This window comes from Streptomyces sp. NPDC013455 (assembly GCF_040632975.1).
GTDB lineage: Bacteria > Actinomycetota > Actinomycetes > Streptomycetales > Streptomycetaceae > Streptomyces.
The window spans coordinates 57,445-75,344 of record NZ_JBEYCX010000008.1; the positions used below are offsets into that span (position 1 = coordinate 57,445).

Annotated in this window: 14 protein-coding genes and 1 other RNA gene; 12 read left to right on the plus strand and 3 right to left on the minus strand. The window is 73.2% G+C overall.

The window, feature by feature from the left end:
- The coding region (locus tag ABZ576_RS15225) for an FHA domain-containing protein (RefSeq protein WP_360740174.1) at positions 1–1,245 on the minus strand (1,245 nt) is incomplete at its 3' end.
- A gap of 397 nt (positions 1,246–1,642) precedes the next feature.
- Here ABZ576_RS15225 and ABZ576_RS15230 point away from each other — a divergent pair.
- The 4 genes from ABZ576_RS15230 to ABZ576_RS15245 all read left to right on the plus strand — a co-directional run bounded on the left by ABZ576_RS15230 (position 1,643) and on the right by ABZ576_RS15245 (position 7,176).
- Positions 1,643–3,355 carry a serine/threonine-protein kinase gene (locus tag ABZ576_RS15230; protein ID WP_360740177.1) on the plus strand — a complete coding sequence of 571 codons (1,713 nt, stop codon included), beginning with the start codon at positions 1,643–1,645 and terminating at the stop codon, positions 3,353–3,355.
- A gap of 111 nt (positions 3,356–3,466) precedes the next feature.
- Positions 3,467–4,693 carry a serine/threonine-protein kinase gene (locus ABZ576_RS15235; RefSeq protein WP_360740180.1) on the plus strand — a complete coding sequence of 409 codons (1,227 nt, stop codon included), beginning with the start codon at positions 3,467–3,469 and terminating at the stop codon, positions 4,691–4,693.
- A 108-nt stretch (positions 4,694–4,801) separates the two neighbouring features.
- Positions 4,802–5,908: a peptide chain release factor 2 gene (gene prfB / locus ABZ576_RS15240; protein ID WP_360740183.1), complete on the plus strand. Its 1,107-nt coding sequence runs from the start codon at positions 4,802–4,804 to the stop codon at positions 5,906–5,908.
- Between the two features lie 293 nt (positions 5,909–6,201).
- Positions 6,202–7,176 carry a hypothetical protein gene (locus ABZ576_RS15245; protein ID WP_360740186.1) on the plus strand — a complete coding sequence of 325 codons (975 nt, stop codon included), beginning with the start codon at positions 6,202–6,204 and terminating at the stop codon, positions 7,174–7,176.
- A gap of 116 nt (positions 7,177–7,292) precedes the next feature.
- On the opposite strand, the gene ABZ576_RS15250 is transcribed toward ABZ576_RS15245, so the two are convergent.
- Positions 7,293–7,493 (minus strand): hypothetical protein, encoded by a 201-nt coding sequence (locus ABZ576_RS15250; protein WP_360740189.1) that lies wholly within the window; start codon positions 7,491–7,493, stop codon positions 7,293–7,295.
- 236 nt (positions 7,494–7,729) lie between these two features.
- On the opposite strand from ABZ576_RS15250, the gene ftsE reads away from it, so the two are divergent.
- The 5 genes from ftsE to ssrA all read left to right on the plus strand — a co-directional run bounded on the left by ftsE (position 7,730) and on the right by ssrA (position 11,684).
- On the plus strand, positions 7,730–8,419 hold the full coding sequence (gene ftsE / locus ABZ576_RS15255) for a cell division ATP-binding protein FtsE (protein WP_055707746.1): 690 nt from the start codon (positions 7,730–7,732) through the stop codon (positions 8,417–8,419).
- A 36-nt stretch (positions 8,420–8,455) separates the two neighbouring features.
- Positions 8,456–9,373 carry a permease-like cell division protein FtsX gene (ftsX, locus tag ABZ576_RS15260; RefSeq protein WP_360740192.1) on the plus strand — a complete coding sequence of 306 codons (918 nt, stop codon included), beginning with the start codon at positions 8,456–8,458 and terminating at the stop codon, positions 9,371–9,373.
- Between the two features lie 68 nt (positions 9,374–9,441).
- The gene (locus ABZ576_RS15265; RefSeq protein ID WP_360740195.1) at positions 9,442–10,602 is read left to right on the plus strand and encodes a S41 family peptidase; all 1,161 of its coding nucleotides are present in this window, start codon (positions 9,442–9,444) and stop codon (positions 10,600–10,602) included.
- Between the two features lie 57 nt (positions 10,603–10,659).
- A complete protein-coding gene (smpB, locus tag ABZ576_RS15270) occupies positions 10,660–11,205 on the plus strand; it encodes an SsrA-binding protein SmpB (protein WP_360740198.1) in 546 nt (181 codons plus the stop codon).
- Positions 11,206–11,315: 110 nt separating this feature from the next.
- Positions 11,316–11,684, plus strand: a transfer-messenger RNA (tmRNA) gene (gene ssrA, locus ABZ576_RS15275).
- Between the two features lie 205 nt (positions 11,685–11,889).
- On the opposite strand, the gene ABZ576_RS15280 is transcribed toward ssrA, so the two are convergent.
- Positions 11,890–13,095: an MFS transporter gene (locus ABZ576_RS15280; RefSeq protein ID WP_360740201.1), complete on the minus strand. Its 1,206-nt coding sequence runs from the start codon at positions 13,093–13,095 to the stop codon at positions 11,890–11,892.
- Between the two features lie 84 nt (positions 13,096–13,179).
- On the opposite strand from ABZ576_RS15280, the gene ABZ576_RS15285 reads away from it, so the two are divergent.
- The 3 genes from ABZ576_RS15285 (at position 13,180) to ABZ576_RS15295 (ending at position 17,789) form a co-directional block, all read left to right on the plus strand.
- Complete coding sequence (locus ABZ576_RS15285; protein ID WP_360740204.1) at positions 13,180–14,157, plus strand: LysR family transcriptional regulator; 978 nt, start codon at positions 13,180–13,182, stop codon at positions 14,155–14,157.
- Positions 14,158–14,314: 157 nt separating this feature from the next.
- Positions 14,315–15,634: a hypothetical protein gene (locus ABZ576_RS15290; RefSeq protein ID WP_360740207.1), complete on the plus strand. Its 1,320-nt coding sequence runs from the start codon at positions 14,315–14,317 to the stop codon at positions 15,632–15,634.
- A 19-nt stretch (positions 15,635–15,653) separates the two neighbouring features.
- Complete coding sequence (locus ABZ576_RS15295) at positions 15,654–17,789, plus strand: bifunctional polysaccharide deacetylase/glycosyltransferase family 2 protein (RefSeq protein ID WP_360740210.1); 2,136 nt, start codon at positions 15,654–15,656, stop codon at positions 17,787–17,789.
- Positions 17,790–17,900: the final 111 nt, after the last annotated feature.

Genomic DNA, 17,900 nt, shown 5'->3' on the forward strand with positions numbered 1-17,900 from the left:
CGTGCCGGCGTAGGGGTCCGTGGTCGGGGTGGCGTGTGGTGCCGTGCCGGCGTAGGGGTCCGTGGTCGGGGTGGCGTGTGGTGCCGTGCCGGCGTAGGGGTCCGTGGTCGGGGTGGCGTGTGGTGCCGTGCCGGCGTAAGGGTCCGTGGGCAGCGTGCCCGGCCCGCCGACGCCGTAGCGGCCCGCGTGGGTGTCGCCCCCGGACGCACGGGGGGTGCCGCGGTGCTCGATGCGGGGCGCCCCGGCCTGTCCCGGTACCACCGGTGCCTCCGCCCGCCGGTGCCCCTGCGCCCCGGTGCCGGAACCGTCCGGGCCGGCGAAGCCGGACGAGCCGTAGGCGTGACGCGTCCCGCCGGCCTCCCCCCGGGCCCCCCGCGATATCCCGTCCGACGGCACACCCGCCGACGGCGACGGCCCCGCGCCGGGGCCGCCCGCACCCGGCGCCGCTTCCTGCACCGGAACAGTCGGCGCGAACGGCGTGGACGGCGTGGTCGGCGCGGTCGGCGTGGTCGGCGTGGTCGGGAACCCCGCACGCTGCCCGTCCCCGGCCGTGCCCGGTGACGCCCCGCCTCCCGCCGCGACCCGCACGCACCCCTCGCCGTCCGGCACCGTCCGCACCCGCGTCCCGGGCCCCCCGGAGGGTGTGACCCGCAGGGCGGACTCGCCGATCCGCAGCAGGCCCCCGGCGGGGAACCGCACCGGCTGCCCGGTCACGCGCACGCCGTCCAGCGTGGTGCCGTTCGTGGAGCCGAGGTCGGTGACGGAGACCCGGCCGTCCGCGGCGACGGTCACCGCGCAGTGCAGCCGGGAGACGTCGGGGTCGTCCAGCGGGACGTCCGCGTCGGCGGAGCGGCCGACGGTGATCCGGCCGCCGTGCAGCAGGTGGACGCCGCCCGCGTCCGGGCCCGCCACCACGTGCAGCCGGGTCGGGGCGTCGTCCAGCTCGGGATGCGGCTCGGGGGCCGCGGGGGCGCCCAGGGACAGCACGGCGCCGTCGAGCAGCGGAGGTTCGCCGAGCGTGGCCCGGCGCGGGTCCAGCCGCTCGGTGCCCGCGTACAGGACGACGGCCGCGCCGCCGGTGTCCCGGCCCGCGCCGCCGTCCGCGGCGACCGCCCCGGCCAGCGCCGACGCGACCGCGGCCAGCTCGGTGCCCGCGGGCGCCGTGACCAGCACGTCGCGGCTCGCGGCGCGGCCCCGCTGCGGGGACGGGCCGAGCGGGTCTACGACGGTCAGCCGGATCTGCATCGGCGTCAGCGGTCCCTTCTGCGCGGGTCTGCGCGGGCGCGGACTTCCCCCCACCCCACACGAGCACGTCGGCCAGCAGCCGCCGGAGGCACCGGGCGGGCTGCTGGCAGCATCCTCGCACCTGCCGTCGGCAATCCGCCCGGGACCCGGTGACAAGTGATCTTGATTGGTCGGCTCTGCCCCCAAAAATGCCTGACCAGTACGCCACCGGCGATCAGTTGAGATCGGTCACGTCCGGCCCCGGCAACCAGGGGACCGGGACCGGCGTCTTTCCGTCGAACCCCCCGCGAACAAGCTCTGGAACGCGTACGTGGTCCCTCGAAGGGCCGCACTACAGTGGGTCGGAACACCGGAATGCAGGAAAGCAAGCAACAGCAAGCAGCAGGGAGCGCGTGACGTGCGGCCAGTCGGCAGCAAGTACCTGCTTGAGGAGCCGCTCGGACGCGGCGCCACAGGCACCGTCTGGCGTGCCCGCCAGCGGGAGACCGCGGGTGCCGAGGCGGCCGTGCCCGGGCAGCCGGGCGAGACGGTCGCGATCAAGGTCCTGAAGGAGGAGCTGGCGAGCGACCCGGACATCGTGATGCGCTTCCTGCGCGAGCGCTCCGTCCTGCTCCGCCTCACCCACCCCAACATCGTCCGGGTCCGCGACCTGGTCGTCGAGGGCGACCTGCTGGCCCTGGTCATGGACCTCGTCGACGGCCCCGACCTGCACCGCTACCTGCGCCAGAACGGCCCCCTGACCCCGGTCGCCGCCGCGCTGATGACGGCCCAGATCGCCGACGCGCTCGCCGCGAGCCACGCCGACGGCGTCGTCCACCGCGACCTGAAGCCGGCGAACGTGCTGCTCATGCAGCAGGCCGGCCGGATGCACCCGATGCTGACCGACTTCGGCATCGCCCGCCTCGCCGACTCCCCGGGTCTGACCCGCACCCACGAGTTCGTCGGCACGCCCGCGTACGTCGCCCCGGAGTCCGCCGAGGGCCGCCCGCAGACCTCCGCCGTGGACGTCTACGGCGCCGGCATCCTGCTCTACGAGCTGGTCACCGGCCGCCCGCCGTTCGCCGGGAGCACCGCCCTCGAGGTACTGCACCAGCACCTGAGCTCCGAGCCGCGCCGCCCCTCCACCGTTCCCGACCCGCTGTGGACGGTCATCGAGCGCTGCCTGCGCAAGAACCCCGACGAGCGGCCGAGCGCCGAGAACCTCGCGCGCGGCCTGCGGGTCGTCGCCGAGGGTGTCGGCGTGCACGCGAACGCCGCGCAGATCGCCGCCGCCGAGGGGGTCGGCGCGCTGCTCGCCCCCGACCCGGCCCCGGCCGCCGTCCCGGGCGTGCCCGGCGCCGCCGACCCCACCCAGGTGCTGCCGACGAACGCGCCCCCGGGGGCGTACGACCCGAACGCCGCGACCAGCGTGCTGCCGCACACCGGCGGCCCGGCCGGCGCCGCCGACCCCACCGCCGTCCTGCCGAACACGGGCGCGGCGGACCCGACGGCCGTCCTGCCGCCCGTACCCCAGGGGCAGTACGGCCAGCAGGGCCAGCAGGGGCAGGGTCCCGATCAGCCGCACCCCTGGCAGACCCAGTTGCGCGCGGCCCGCGACCGCAACGACCAGACGCAGATCCAGTACCTGGACCCGGAAGAGGACCCGCTGCGCCGCCGCCCCCAGCGGCAGGTCGCCCGGCCCCAGCAGCAGCCGCGCCAGGCCCCGCAGGCCCGTCCGCAGCAGCCGCAGTCGCGCGGCCGGCAGCGCCCGCAGCAGGCCCCCGGCCACGGCTACCCGCAGCAGCAGCCCCAGCAGCAGTACGCCCCGCCGCAGCAGCCGCAGCGGTACGCGCCGCCCGCCCCGCCGGAGCCGCGGCGGCCCGCCCGCGAGCCCCGGGCGCCGCGGCAGCGCAGCGCCAACCCGATGAAGATCCCCGGTCTCGGCTGCCTGAAGGGCTGCCTGTTCACCATCGTCATCCTGGTCGTGGCGAGCTGGCTCATCTGGGAGCTGACCCCGCTGCAGGACTGGATCGGCACCGGCAAGGGCTACTGGGACCAGCTCAGCGACTGGGCCGGCAAGGCGGGCGACTGGATCAAGGATCTGGGCGGCTCGTCCGGCAGCGGGAACTGATCGCTGGTTTAGGGATTTGTCGACATCTGCCGGGTGATTTCCGTCTCCGCGGTGAAGGTTGACTCCTCGGACGCGTAGTTTTAACGACAACACGCGTCTGTAGGAGCAGTCTTGGCACGGAAGATCGGCAGCCGGTACACCGCGAACCAGATCCTGGGGCGGGGGAGCGCCGGCACGGTGTGGCTGGGCGAGGGGCCGGACGGTCCCGTCGCGATCAAGCTGCTGCGCGAGGACCTCGCCTGCGACCAGGAGCTCGTCGGACGCTTCGTGCAGGAGCGCACCGCACTGCTCGGTCTGGAGCACCCGCACATCGTCACCGTGCGCGACCTGGTGGTCGACGGCAACGACCTGGCCCTGGTCATGGACCTCGTGCGCGGCACCGACCTGCGCACCCGGCTGGAGCGCGAACGGCGGCTGGCCCCGGACGCGGCCGTGGCGATCGTCGCGGACGTCGCCGACGCGCTGGCCGCCGCCCACGCGGCCGGCGTCGTGCACCGGGACGTCAAGCCCGAGAACGTCCTGCTCGACATGCAGGGCCCGCTCGGGCCGGGCGGCGCCCACCCGGCGCTGCTCACCGACTTCGGCGTCGCCAAGCTGATCGACTCGCCCAAGCGGACCCGCGCCACGAAGATCATCGGCACGCCGGACTACCTGGCGCCGGAGATCGTGGAGGGCCTGCCGCCGCGGGCCGCCGTGGACATCTACGCCCTGGCGACCGTCCTGTACGAGCTGCTGGCGGGCTTCACCCCCTTCGGCGGCGGACACCCCGGCGCGGTCCTGCGCCGGCACGTCACCGAGACCGTCGTACCGCTGCCCGGCATCCCCGAGGAGCTGTGGCAGCTGCTGGTGCAGTGCCTGGCCAAGGCGCCCGCCTCCCGGCTGCGCGCCTCGGAGCTGGCGGCGCGGCTGCGCGAGCAGCTGCCCCTGCTCGCCGGGATGCCGCCGCTGGACGTGGACGAGCCCGGGCTCGCCGAGGAGGACCCGGAGGAGCCGGCCCCGGCGGCGCCGGCGGGCGGCGAGCCGGTACGGCGGCGGGGCGCGGTCTCGCTGGTGCCCGGCGCCAGGCCGGACTCCAACCGGGACACGCACACCTCGATGCGGGTGCCGGCGCCGGACGAGCTGGCCGGCGGGGCCCACGGGACCGCTCGCGCGCCCCGGGCCACCGGTGCGCCCCGGCCCGGCTCGGCCCGGCACAAGGCCGCGGTGCGGCGGCGCCGGATCACGCTGGGCGTGGCCGGGGCGGTGCTGGCGGCGGTCGTGGGCGTCGGCGCGTGGTGGGCGTCCGCCGACGGTGACGAACGGCCGGCACCGGCCGACCACAGCACGTCGGCTCCCTGACCCGGCCGGGTCGGCGACCGCGGCGCCGGGGCACCGGTGGGCCCGGTGAGCGCCGTGCCCGGGTGCGGGGGGCCGAGGACGCTTGCCACAGCCGTTACGCTGGAAGGCGTGGCAGTCGTCGATGTATCCGAAGAGCTGAAGTCCCTCTCCTCGACCATGGAGTCGATCGAGGCCGTTCTGGACCTTGATGCGATGAGGGCACAAATCGCCGTGCTTGAGGAGCAGGCGGCGGCCCCGTCCCTGTGGGACAACCCGGACGAGGCACAGAAGATCACCAGCAAGCTCTCCCACCTCCAGGCCGAGGTCAGGAAGGCGGAGGCGCTGCGCGGCCGGATCGACGACCTCGCGGTCCTCTTCGAGATGGCCGAGGAGGAGGACGACCCGGACACGCGTGCCGAGGCCGAGTCCGAGCTGGTCTCCGTGCGCAAGGCGCTGGACGAGATGGAGGTCCGTACCCTCCTGTCCGGCGAGTACGACGCCCGTGAGGCGCTCGTCAACATCCGCGCCGAGGCCGGCGGCGTCGACGCCGCGGACTTCGCCGAGAAGCTCCAGCGCATGTACCTGCGCTGGGCCGAGCAGCGCGGCTACAAGACGGAGCTGATCGAGACGTCCTACGCCGAAGAGGCCGGCATCAAGTCGACCACCTTCGCCGTGCACTCGCCGTACGCCTACGGCACCCTCTCCGTCGAGCAGGGCACGCACCGCCTCGTGCGCATCTCGCCCTTCGACAACCAGGGGCGCCGGCAGACCTCCTTCGCCGGTGTCGAGGTGCTGCCCGTCGTCGAGCAGTCCGACCACGTCGAGATCGACGAGTCCGAGCTGCGCATCGACGTCTACCGGTCCTCCGGCCCCGGCGGCCAGGGCGTCAACACGACCGACTCCGCAGTCCGCATCACCCACCTGCCCACCGGCATCGTGGTCTCCTGTCAGAACGAGCGGTCGCAGATCCAGAACAAGGCCACCGCGATGAACGTCCTCCAGGCCAAGCTGCTGGAGCGGCGCCGGCAGGAGGAGCAGGCCAAGATGGACGCCCTGAAGGGCGACGGCGGCAACTCCTGGGGCAACCAGATGCGTTCCTACGTGCTGCACCCGTACCAGATGGTCAAGGACCTGCGCACCGAGCACGAGGTGGGCAACCCGGAGGCCGTCTTCAACGGCGAGATCGACGGCTTCCTGGAGGCCGGTATTCGCTGGCGCAAGCAGCAAGAGAAGTAACTTTGTCGACATGACAACTGCCGCCCGAGAGGCGGCAGTTGTCATTTGTCTGGGTTTTACATCACACTCACAGGCTTCGATTCCCCGCAAACGCCACCCCATCGGACATTGCGCGCGCAACGCCCTTGACGTTGCTTTGAAAAATGGGAAGGGTGAGGCGCGGCATGCGTACTTGAGGGGCGCATGTGAACCGGGGGATCGAGTTGACGCGCTTCGTCACCAGCTGCCTCCGTCGATCACGGCACGCCCCACGCGACGCCCATTGACGATCAGCTACTGGGGGTAGCAACCATATGACGAAGAAGACGCGGATCCGGGTCGCGCGGATAGCCGCCGGCGCCGTGATCGCGGCCGGTGCTTCGCTGACCGCGGCCGGCGCGGCTTCCGCCCTGGACCTCGACGTCCAGGCCGGACCGATCAGCCTCGGTGTGACCACCGACGGCGACACCGACGGCGGCAACACCGACGGTGGCGGCGGCGACTGCCCGATCGGCATCTGCACCGACGGCGGCACCGACAGCTCGGGCGGCGTGGCCGCCAGCGGTGGCGACGCCTCCATCGGCGGCGGTGCCTCCATCGGCGGTGACGCCTCCACCGGCGGCGACGCGAGCATCGGCGGTGACGCCTCCATCGGCGGCGGTGCCTCCATCGGCGGTGACGCCTCCACCGGCGGCGACGCGAGCACCGGCGGCGACGCCTCCACGGGCGGTGACGCCTCCACCGGCGGTGACGCCTCCACCGGCGGCGACGCGAGCACCGGCGGCGACGCCTCCACCGGCGGCGGCAACGGCAACTCGGGCGGCAACGGCAACTCGGGTGGCAACGGCAACTCGGGCGGCAACGGCAACTCCGGTGGCGACAGCGGCAGCGGCGGCTCCATCGGCGGCGACTCCGGCTCCACCGGCGGCGACTCCGGTTCGACCGGCGGTTCCGGCTCCACCGGCGGTTCCGGCTCCACCGGCGGCTCCGGCTCCACCGGCGGTTCCGGCTCCACCGGCGGTTCCGGCTCCACCGGCGGCTCCGGCACCGGCGGCAACCACACCACCCCCGACGGCGGCAACAACAACGTGCCGCAGGACGAGGGCTCCTCGGCGCTGACCGACACCGGCTCCGACACCACGGCCCAGGGCGGCGACAAGCAGCTCGCCGAGACCGGTGCCGGCCAGACCGCGTTCCTGCTGGTGGGCGCCGCGACGATGATCGCCGGCGGCATCGGCTTCCGCGTGCTGCCGCGCCTGGTGAGCGGCCGGGGCGCCGCCGCGGCCTGAGCGTAGCCACACGCTCACAGCCGCTCGCACGGCACAGACGCAAGGGCCCGGAGCTCGACGCTCCGGGCCCTTGCGACGTTTTCCGCGGGCTTTCCCAGGCGGTCCGCCGAGCTCTCTCAGGCGGTCTGGTGCGCCAGCAGCGCCACCGCGGCGATCAGCACCGCCAGCAGCGCGATCAGCGCCGTCGGGTTCAGCCCGCCGAGGCCCCCGAAGAGGCCCTCCTGCTGAAGCCGCTCGCGGTTGGCACGGCACACCGGGCACCGGCCCTCGCTCACGGGCGCCGCGCAGTTCGCGCACACCAACCGGTCGTACGTCATGCGCTCGCCCTCCTTGCACCGGCCATCACACGTACAACGCTCGCGGGAACGAGAACGTTCCCCTTCCACTGTGCCAGGTTCCCGCGCCGCGTGCGCGGGGCCCTTGTACAGGCGACGGAGGCGGGAGCCGGTACAAAAACGTACAAGTCTTGCCCAACCTCAACCTGCGCCTGCACTTGCACACCCGGTTCGCGTATGGTCACGCTCATCTACCCCCGGCGACCCGTGGTGCATCCGTGATCCGATTCGACAACGTCTCCAAGGTCTACCCCAAGCAGACCCGCCCCGCACTCAGGGATGTCTCCCTGGAGGTGGAGAAGGGCGAGTTCGTCTTCCTCGTGGGGTCCTCCGGCTCCGGAAAGTCCACCTTCCTGCGGCTCATCCTCCGCGAGGAGCGGTGCAGCCACGGCCAGGTGCACGTGCTGGGCAAGGACCTCGCGCGCCTGTCCAACTGGAAGGTGCCGCAGATGCGCCGCCAGCTGGGCACCGTGTTCCAGGACTTCCGCCTGCTGCCGAACAAGACGGTGGCGGAGAACGTGGCCTTCGCGCAGGAGGTGATCGGCAAGTCCCGTGGCGAGATCCGCAAGTCCGTGCCGCAGGTGCTCGACCTCGTCGGGCTCGGCGGCAAGGAGGACCGGATGCCCGGCGAGCTGTCCGGCGGTGAACAGCAGCGCGTGGCCATCGCCCGGGCCTTCGTCAACCGGCCCAAGCTGCTGATCGCCGACGAGCCCACCGGCAACCTCGACCCGCAGACCTCCGTCGGCATCATGAAGCTGCTCGACCGCATCAACCGGACGGGCACCACCGTCATCATGGCGACGCACGACCAGAACATCGTGGACCAGATGCGCAAGCGCGTCATCGAGCTGGAGAAGGGCCGCCTCGTCCGCGACCAGGCCCGCGGCGTCTACGGCTACCAGCACTGACCGCGCCCAGTTCCCGAAAGGCCTGAAGAACCCGCCATGCGCGCCCAGTTCGTCCTGTCGGAGATCGGTGTCGGTCTCCGCCGCAATCTGACGATGACCTTCGCCGTCATCGTCTCCGTCGCCCTGTCCCTGGCCCTGTTCGGCGGTTCGCTGCTGATGGGCGACCAGGTGAGCACCATGAAGGGCTACTGGTACGACAAGGTCAACGTCTCGATCTTCCTGTGCAACAAGCACGACGCCGAGAACGACGTCCACTGCGCCAAGGGCGCGGTCACCGAGGACCAGAAGAAGCAGATCCTCTCGGACCTGCACGGCATGCCGGTCGTCGAGAAGGTGACGTACGAGTCGCAGGACGAGGCGTACAAGCACTACAAGGAGCAGTTCGGCAACTCCCCGCTGGCCGGCTCGCTGACCCCGGACCAGATGCAGGAGTCGTACCGGATCAAGCTGAAGGACCCGCAGAAGTACCAGGTGATCGCAACCGCCTTCAACGGGCGGGACGGTGTGCAGTCGGTGCAGGACCAGAAGGGCATCCTGGACAACCTCTTCCAGCTGCTCAACCTGATGAACCGGGGTGCGCTCGGCGTGATGGCGATGATGCTGATCGTCGCCCTGCTGCTGATCGTCAACACCGTGCGCGTCTCGGCGTTCAGCCGACGGCGCGAAACCGGCATCATGCGCCTGGTAGGTGCCTCGGGCTTCTACATCCAGGCGCCGTTCATCGCCGAGGCCGCGGTCGCCGGACTCATCGGCGGCGGCCTCGCCTGCGTGGCGCTCGTGGTCGGCCGGTACTTCACCATCGACCACGGCATGGACCTCTCCCACAAGCTCACGCTCATCAACTTCGTCGGCTGGGACGCGGTGTTGACCAAGCTCCCGCTGATCCTCGCCACGAGCGTGCTGATGCCGTCCCTGGCGGCGTTCTTCGCGCTGCGCAAGTATCTGAAGGTGTGACGCACGCCCAAGGGGGCCGTACGGACATCGTGCCGTACGGCCCTTCGCGTTCCCCTAGACTCACGGCCATGTCAGGCCGCGACCTGTTCAGTCAGCCCCGCCGCATCCGCCGCGGGGCGGCCCTGACATTGGTCTTCGCCGGCGTACTCGTCGCCGGCGCCGCCACCGGCTCCTTCCCGGCACCCGACCGGCCGGCGCGCGAGACCGCCGTCCGGCCGGCCACCCGGAACCAGGCCGTCGAGGAGGCCGCCGCCGCCGCGCTGGCCGACGGCAAGTCCCCGATGGAGGCCGCCGAGCGGGCCGTCAGCCGCAGCGGCGACCGCTGGGCCGCGGTCTACTCCGAGGGCGAGTACGAGGAGTTCCAGGAGGCGCTCGACGGCCGGTACACCGGCGTCGGCCTGTCGGCGCGGCAGGAGCCGGACGGCCGGATCGAGGTCACCCGGGTGCGGCCCGGCTCGCCCGCCGCCGAGGCCGGCATCCGCGCCGGGGACCGGCTGCGCAGCGTCGACGGCCACGACGTCGACGGGCGGCCGGTCACCGAGGTGGTGGCCCTGCTCCGCGGCGACGCCGACGACGCCCCGGCCGGTACGACGGTCAGCCTCGGCCTGGAGCGCGGCGGGCGCGGGTGGACCGAGACCCTGCACCGGGCCCGGCTGTCCACCGACTCCGTGACCGTGCGGCGGCTGTCCGGCGGGGTCACCGTCGTCCGGATCGCCGCGTTCACCAAGCACTCCGCCGACGCGGTCCGCGCGGCCCTGCGCGCGGCCCCCGCCGACTGCCGCACCGTGCTCGACCTGCGCGGGAACTCCGGCGGTCTGGTCACCGAGGCCGTGGACACCGCCTCCGCCTTCCTGGACGGCGGCCTGGTCGCCACCTACGACGTCGACGGCGCCCAGCGCGCCCTGCACGCCGCCCCGGGCGGCGACACCTCCCGGCCCCTGGTCGTCCTGGTCGACGGCGGCACGATGAGCGCCGCCGAGCTGCTCACCGGCGCCCTCCAGGACCGGGGCCGCGCGGTCGTGATCGGCTCCCGGACCTTCGGCAAGGGCTCCGTCCAGATGCCGACGACACTGCCCGACGGCTCGGTGGCGGAGCTGACCGTCGGCCACTACCGCACCCCCTCGGGCCACACGGTCGACGGCCGGGGGATCACCCCCGACCTGGAGGCGGGCGCAGACGCCCTGGAGCGGGCCGAGAAGGTCCTGGGCGGCCTGGGCGACCCGTCGTAGCCCCCCGTTAATGCGCTTCCCCCGCACCCCCTCCTTGGTGCGAAAATGGGCGGCACTATGAGCAAGGGAATGTACGTACCGAAGGAGTCCCAGCCCAAGCAGGGCGGAGGGGCCGCGAAGGCGGCCAAGGACGGCAAGCGCAAGATCGTCGCGCAGAACAAGAAGGCACGGCACGACTACGCGATCATCGACACCTACGAGGCCGGGCTCGTGCTCACCGGCACCGAGGTGAAGTCGCTGCGGCAGGGGCGCGCCTCGCTGACCGACGGCTTCGTCCAGATCGAGGGGAACGAGGCGTGGCTGCACAACGCCCACATCCCCGAGTACTTCCAGGGCACCTGGACCAACCACTCCGTGCGCCGCAAGCGCAAGCTGCTCCTGCACCGCGAGGAGATCGACAAGCTGGAGTCCAAGTCGCAGGAGACGGGTCACACGATCGTGCCCCTCGCCCTGTACTTCAAGGACGGCCGCGCGAAGGCCGAGATCGCCCTCGCCCGCGGCAAGAAGGAGTTCGACAAGCGGCAGACCCTGCGGGAGAAGCAGGACCGGCGGGAGTCCGACCGCGCGATCGCGGCGGCGCGGCGCCGGCAGCGGGGCGTCTGACCGGGCCGCCGGGAATAGGCTGGCATCGTCGTGCGTTGGTCACGTACGATGGCACCGCACTCCACTGAGGGTGCGCGCCCCCTCCCCGGAGGGGATTGAAAAAACAACATGGGGATGATCGGTTTCGACAGCGGCTGTCGAAGCAGGGGAAGCGTGTCGAGGAAGCGGCCATGATCTCGTAAACCACAGGCCGAAAAAAATAATCGCCAACACCAAGCGCGATTCCTTCGCCCTCGCTGCCTAAGTAGCGACTTGCGAAGTGTCAGCCCGGGGCTGTTCCCGACCCGGATCCTGGCATCAGCTAGGGAACTAAACCTTGATCCCGGTCACGGGGTGAAGAGGGAAATCAAACAGTGACTGAGCCCGTCGGCGACTTGTCCGCGTGATCGCCGGGGCCGAGAAAAGCACAGCGGACTGCACACGGAGAAGCCCTGATTCCGCACCGTTGGACGCGGGTTCGATTCCCGCCATCTCCACCAGCCCCTCCTGGGGGTACCCCATGTGGGCAACGGCCCCGTCGCTTTCCAGCGGCGGGGCCGTCGTCATGCCCAGGCGGTGGGGGTAACGCCGGTGGGGGAGCGCCGCGGGGATGTGGCACGGGGATGCGGCGCGGGGGTCGACGCCGGTTGCCGGGTGCGGGGCGTCGTGGCCGGTCGCGCGGTTCCCCATGCCCTTTCGGGGCGCTCATCGCCGCGCTCCCAGACCCAGGGCGAGGGCCGCGGCGGCCACCGGGACGGCGTACGCGCTCGTGGGGGCCGCGTGCTCCGCCGCCCAGCCGCCCGCCGCCGAGCCGCACGCGACGCCCGCGAGCAGACCGGTCACCATCAGACTCATGCCCTCGTTCAGCCGGTCGGCCGGGGTGCGCTCCTGCACCAGCGTCATCGCCGTGACCATCGTCGGCGCCGTCGCCATGCCCGCCACCAGCAGCGCGCCCGCCAGCACCCACAGCGAACCGGTGAGCCCGGCGGCAGCCCACGGCAGCGTCATCAGCACGGCCATCCCCGCCAGGCAGTGGCCGAGCCGCACCCCCGTCCGCTTCCGGGCCCCGAACGCCAGCCCCGCCGCGCACGAGCCCGCCGCCTGGAGCGCGAGCACCAGGCCCGCCGCCGCACGGTGCCCCTGGGCGTCGGCGTAGGCGATCGTGACGACCTCCATCGAGCCGAACACCGCGCCGGTGGCCGCGAAGCACACCAGCAGCGGCGGGATGCCGGGGCAGCGCAGCGGCGACCGCGCCCGGGACCGGGCCCGCACCGGCGGCTCCGTCGCCCGCTGGGCGGTGAACAGCAGCATGCCGGCGAGCAGCAGCAGCGCCCCGGCGAGCGTGCCCGCCTCCGGGAAGAAGGTGCCGGTCAGGAAGGAGGCCAGCACCGGGCCGAGCATGAAGCACAGCTCGTCGGCGGCCTGCTCGAAGGAGTTCGCGGTGTGCAGCGCGCCCGGCTCGTCGCGCAGCAGATGGGCCCAGCGGGCCCGGGACAGGCCGCCGATGTTCGGGGTGGCCGCGGTGCCGGCGTAGGCGGCGAACAGGGTCCAGTCGGGCGCGTCGTAGCGCACGCACAGCAGCAGGGCGAGGCTGCCGAGCACCGAGACCAGCGTGGCCGGCAGCGCGATCCGGGCCTGCCCGAGCCGGTCCACGAGCCGCGCGACGAACGGCCCGGCCAGCGCGGTCGCCGCGAGCCCGGTCGCGGTGACGGCACCGGCGAGGGCGTACGAGCCCCGGGAGCCGGCGATCATCACGACGGCGCTCACGCTGAACATGCCCATCGGGAGACGGGCGAGGAGGTTGCCCGCCGTGAAGGCACGCGTGCCGGGGAGGGTGAAGAGCCGCCGGTATCCGGCGGGTCGCGGTGCGTCGAGCGGTATACGGCTGTCCTGGCTGGTCTGTTGCGGCATGGGGCTACGTTGGCCCGGAGCCGGTCGGCGGGTCCAACACTTTCCGCGTGCCCATTCACGCACCCGCGTTGTAAGTTCGCCGTCATGCCCGCTGCCGCCGTCATAGACCCGCGCCTGCTGCGCGCCTTCGTCGCCGTCGCCGAGGAACTGCACTTCACCCGCGCCGCGGCCCGGCTCTACGTCGCCCAGCAGGCGCTCAGCCGGGACGTACGGCGGCTGGAACGGGAGCTGGGTGCCGAGCTGTTCGTGCGGACCACCCGGCAGGTCACGCTGACCCCCGACGGCGAGCGCCTGCTGCCGCACGCGCGCCGTGTCCTCGCCGCCCAGGACGAGCTGCTCGCCGCCTTCGCCCCCGGCCAGGCCCGGCCGCTGCTGGTGGACGTCAACTCCTCGGGCCTGGTCACCGGCCGCCGGGTGCTGCACCGGGCCCGGGAGATCGCCCCCGACTGCGAGCTGATGGCCCGCTACGAGAGCGGCCTCACCGGTGCCGCAGCCGAGCTGCTGGCCGGCCGTCTGGACGCCTCCTTCGGCCGCTTCGCCGGGCTCGACGCGGCGCTCCGCGCCGGCCTGGCGCAGCAGCCGGTGCGGTACGAGCCGATGGCCGTCGTCCTGCCCGAGGACCACCCGCTGGCCGCGCTGCCCGAGGTGCCGCTGTCCGCGCTGGCCGGGGAGGCGGTGTACGCCGGCGCCGGCAACCCGCGCACACGCGAGTGGACCGACCTGGCGCAGCGCCTCTTCGAGGGCCGGGGCATCCGGCCGGCGCCGCCGCTTCCCCTGGCCGTCGGGGACGAGGAGTTCAGCCGGATCATGGCCAAGACCCGGCACCCGGTGCTGGCCGTCATGGACTTCCCCGCCCTGCCGGGCACGGTACGGCGGCCCCTCGTCGACCCCGTCCCGTTGTCACCCGTCTCCCTGGTGTGGCGGAAAGGGCTGGTTCATCCGGGACTGGCCGCCCTGCGGAGAGCGGTGGCCGAGATCGCACCGGCGGAGGGGTGGCTGCTGCGACCCGCCGATGGATGGCTTCCGGCCATGGACGCGGAGGTGATGCGGGCCGGCGGCTGACGAGGTGGCGCACGGCACCACTCCGCGTGCGCTACATTCTTGGCCCGGGCACAGGCTGGTAGTGGGGGCGCTCGGGCCGGGTGGGGGCCTGGTCCGGTCGACGGGTGCCCGGGATCGAGAGCGCGCCCGGAACAGTCCCGTGGGGGGATCTACGCGCGTGAAAAAGTGGCCAGAAGACGCCCAACCGGAAGGCCCCGAACCGGCATCCGCCGCACGGAAGCCGCCGAGCAGCGAGGGTAGCGAACAGAGCCTTTCGGACAGGGGGGCGGGGGCGGGAGAGCGGACCGCAACGGCCGAGGCTCCGGAGAAGGCCGAGCTGTCCGGGACCGCCGAGGCTTCCGAGGACACCGGGCTCCCCGGGTCCGCCGACGCCCAGGCCGACGCCGGACTGCCAGGGGCCGACGAGGGTGGTGCCGAGCCCGAGCCCAAGTCCTCCGAGCCCGCCGAGCCCGAGCCCAGGTCCGAGCCCTCTGGGACCGCCGAGTCCGAGCCCGAGCCCGAGTCCGCCGAGACCGCCGAGCCCGAGTCCGAGCCCGAGTCCGAGTCTTCCGAGACCGCCGAGCCCGAGCCTGAGCCCGAGTCCGAGCCCTCTGGGACCGCCGAGTCCGAGTCCGAGTCCGAGCCCGAGTCCGAGCCCTCTGAGACCGCTGAACGCGGCGAGCCCGCCGAGCCCGAGGACTCCGTGGAGCCCGGGGCCTCCGTGGAGCCCGCGGAGTCCGGCGAGGCCGAGGACGACGCCGCGGCCACCGCAGCCACCGCAGCCACTGCGGCCACTGCGGCCACCGCGGCCACCGCGGCCACCGCAGCCACCGCGACCGTCGCAGCCACCGCGGCCGTCGGTGCCGTCGCGCCGCACGACGTGACCGTCGAGTTGGAGGGGGTGCGGATCGGGGCCGTGGCCGGTGGGGAGCCGCGGGGGTCCGACGGGCCGGTGTTCGTGGACGCGTCGGGGCGCCGCAGCCGGCGTTTCCGGCGGCTCGGTGTCGCGGTGGGCGTCGCCTGTGCCGCTTACGCCGCCGTCATCGTCGCCACCCTGCTGTCGGGCAACTCCGCCGCCCCCTGGCTGCCCGTGCCCGGCCAGAACGAGGGCAGGCCGGCGGGCAAGGTGGACACCTCGCCGCGGCCCAGCGCCTCCACGGCACCGGCCGCGCCGGGAACCGGCACGGTGTCCGGCCCGGCCGTGGGCGCCGCGGCGACCGGCACCGCCGTACCCGGCAGCGGTTCCTCCGCCGACCCCGCCGGCCCCGCCGGCGAGGCCACGGCGTCCGGGGAGCCGGCGGCCGGCACCTCCTCCGCGCCCGGCACCGCGGACGGCACCACGGCCTCCCCGTCCCCGGCGGCGCCGTCCACCGACGTGACCCCGGCCCCGTCCGCCTCGCCCACCGCCACCGCTCCGGCCCCCTCGCCGCCCGCGCCGGGCCGCACCCACACCCCGCCCGGCCGCACCCGGCACCCGCACCCCAAGCTCTCACTCTGACCAGGCGGAACACCCTCAGATGGCTTCACGTCCCCGGCGCCGTACCCGGCTGCCGCTGCGCTACCTGCTGCCCCTCCTGGTCCTGGGCGCGACCCTGGCAATGCTCATGCTGCGCGGCTACGTGCACAACGAGATCCTCGCGGACCACCGCGTCCGGCCGGCCGCGGCCAACGACGAGGTCCCGCGGCGGATCCTGGACGGCGGCCCGGTCATCGACACCCGCGACGGCCGCAGCCGCAGCCTGCGCGTACCCGACCACCGCATCGTCCTCACCTTCGACGACGGACCCGACCCGACCTGGACCCCGAAGGTGCTCGACGTGCTGCGGAAGCACCACGCGCACGCGGTCTTCTTCGTCACCGGCACCATGGCCTCCCGCCATCCGGAGCTCGTCCGGCGCATGGTCGCCGAGGGGCACGAGGTCGGCCTGCACACCTTCGGCCACCCCGACCTGTCGTACCACTCCACCGAGCGCATCGACTGGGAGCTGTCCCAGAACCAGCTGGCGCTCGCCGGTGCGGCCGGTATCCGCAGCTCGCTGTTCCGGCCGCCGTACTCCTCCTCCGCGAACGCCATCGACAACAGGTCGTGGCCGGTCACCCGGTACATCGGCAGCCGCGGTTACCTCACCGTCGTCGACGACACCGACAGCGAGGACTGGCGCAGGCCGGGCGTGCGGCAGATCGTCCGCAACGCCACGCCCGCCGGCGGCAAGGGCGCGGTCGTCCTCATGCACGACTCGGGCGGCGACCGGCACCAGACCGTCCAGGCGCTCGACACGCTCCTGCCCAGGCTCCAGCAGCAGGGCTACACCTTCCAGACCCTCACCGGTGCGCTGCGGGCACCGAGCGCGGACACCCCGGTCACCGGACTTGACCTGTGGAAGGGGAAGGCCTGGGTCTTCCTGGTGACGGCGTCCGACCACCTCACCACCGTCCTCGTCGTCGGTCTCGCCGTCGTCGGTGTCCTGGTCATCGCCCGCTTCGGCCTGATGCTGCTGCTGTCCGGCGCGCACGCCCGCCGTACCCGGCGCCGCGACTTCCGCTGGGGCGAGCAGCCGGTCACCGAGCCGGTGTCGGTGCTGGTGCCGGCGTACAACGAGGCCAAGTGCATCGAGAACACCGTCCGTTCGCTGATGCGCAGTGAGCATCCGATCGAGGTCCTCGTGATCGACGACGGCTCCGCGGACGGCACCGCGGAGATCGTCGAGGAGCTGGGCCTGCCCGGTGTCCGGGTGATCCGCCAGGAGAACGCGGGCAAGCCCGCCGCCCTCAACCGGGGCCTGGCGAACGCCAAGTACGACCTGGTCGTGATGATGGACGGCGACACCGTCTTCGAGCCGGCCACCGTCCGCGAACTCGTCCAGCCCTTCGCCGACCCGCGCGTCGGCGCGGTCGCCGGCAACGCCAAGGTCGGCAACAAGAACCGGCTCATCGGCTCCTGGCAGCACATCGAGTACGTGATGGGCTTCAACCTCGACCGCCGGATGTACGACGTCCTGCGGTGCATGCCGACCATCCCGGGCGCGGTCGGGGCGTTCCGGAGATCCGCCCTGGAACGCGTCGGCGGCATGAGCGACGACACGCTCGCCGAGGACACCGACGTCACCATGGCGCTGCACCGCGACGGCTGGCGCGTGGTGTACGCCGAGAAGGCCCGCGCCTGGACCGAGGCGCCGGAGTCGGTGCAGCAGCTGTGGTCCCAGCGCTACCGCTGGTCCTACGGCACCATGCAGGCCATCTGGAAGCACCGGCGCGCGCTGTTCGAGCGGGGCCCGTCCGGCCGCTTCGGCCGGGTCGGGCTGCCCCTGGTCGCGCTCTTCATGGTCGTCGCCCCGCTCCTGGCCCCGCTGATCGACCTCTTCCTCGTCTACGGCCTGGTCTTCGGCCCGACCGCGCGGACGGTCGCCGCCTGGTTCGCCGTCCTCGCCGTCCAGGCGGCCTGCGCGGCCTACGCCTTCCACCTGGACCGCGAGCGCCCGACCCCGCTGCTCTCCCTCCCGCTGCAGCAGCTCCTGTACCGCCAGCTCATGTACGTCGTCCTGCTCCAGTCCTGGATCACCGCCCTCACCGGCGGCCGCCTGCGCTGGCAGAAACTCCGCCGCACGGGCCAGGTGGCGGCACCGCCGGCCGAGCGCCCGGTCCCGGCGGGATGACCGGTCACGGGCGCCGGGCCCTGACGACCAGCCCGCGATCCGGGCATCGGCTGTCGGAGTGGCCTCGCCCGCGTACGTCGCAGCACCGGACGACCGATGACTCCGGCGGGT

Excerpts from the sequence above, each read along its gene's own strand:
- smpB (WP_360740198.1), top strand. The coding sequence starts at position 10,660 with ATGAGCAAGGGAATGTACGTACCGAAGGAGTCCCAGCCCAAGCAGGGC.
- ftsX (WP_360740192.1), top strand. The coding sequence starts at position 8,456 with ATGCGCGCCCAGTTCGTCCTGTCGGAGATCGGTGTCGGTCTCCGCCGC.
- ABZ576_RS15295 (WP_360740210.1), top strand. The coding sequence starts at position 15,654 with ATGGCTTCACGTCCCCGGCGCCGTACCCGGCTGCCGCTGCGCTACCTG.
- ABZ576_RS15250 (WP_360740189.1), bottom strand. The coding sequence starts at position 7,493 with ATGACGTACGACCGGTTGGTGTGCGCGAACTGCGCGGCGCCCGTGAGC.
- ABZ576_RS15285 (WP_360740204.1), top strand. The coding sequence starts at position 13,180 with ATGCCCGCTGCCGCCGTCATAGACCCGCGCCTGCTGCGCGCCTTCGTC.
- ABZ576_RS15280 (WP_360740201.1), bottom strand. The coding sequence starts at position 13,095 with ATGCCGCAACAGACCAGCCAGGACAGCCGTATACCGCTCGACGCACCG.
- ABZ576_RS15265 (WP_360740195.1), top strand. The coding sequence starts at position 9,442 with ATGTCAGGCCGCGACCTGTTCAGTCAGCCCCGCCGCATCCGCCGCGGG.
- ABZ576_RS15245 (WP_360740186.1), top strand. The coding sequence starts at position 6,202 with ATGACGAAGAAGACGCGGATCCGGGTCGCGCGGATAGCCGCCGGCGCC.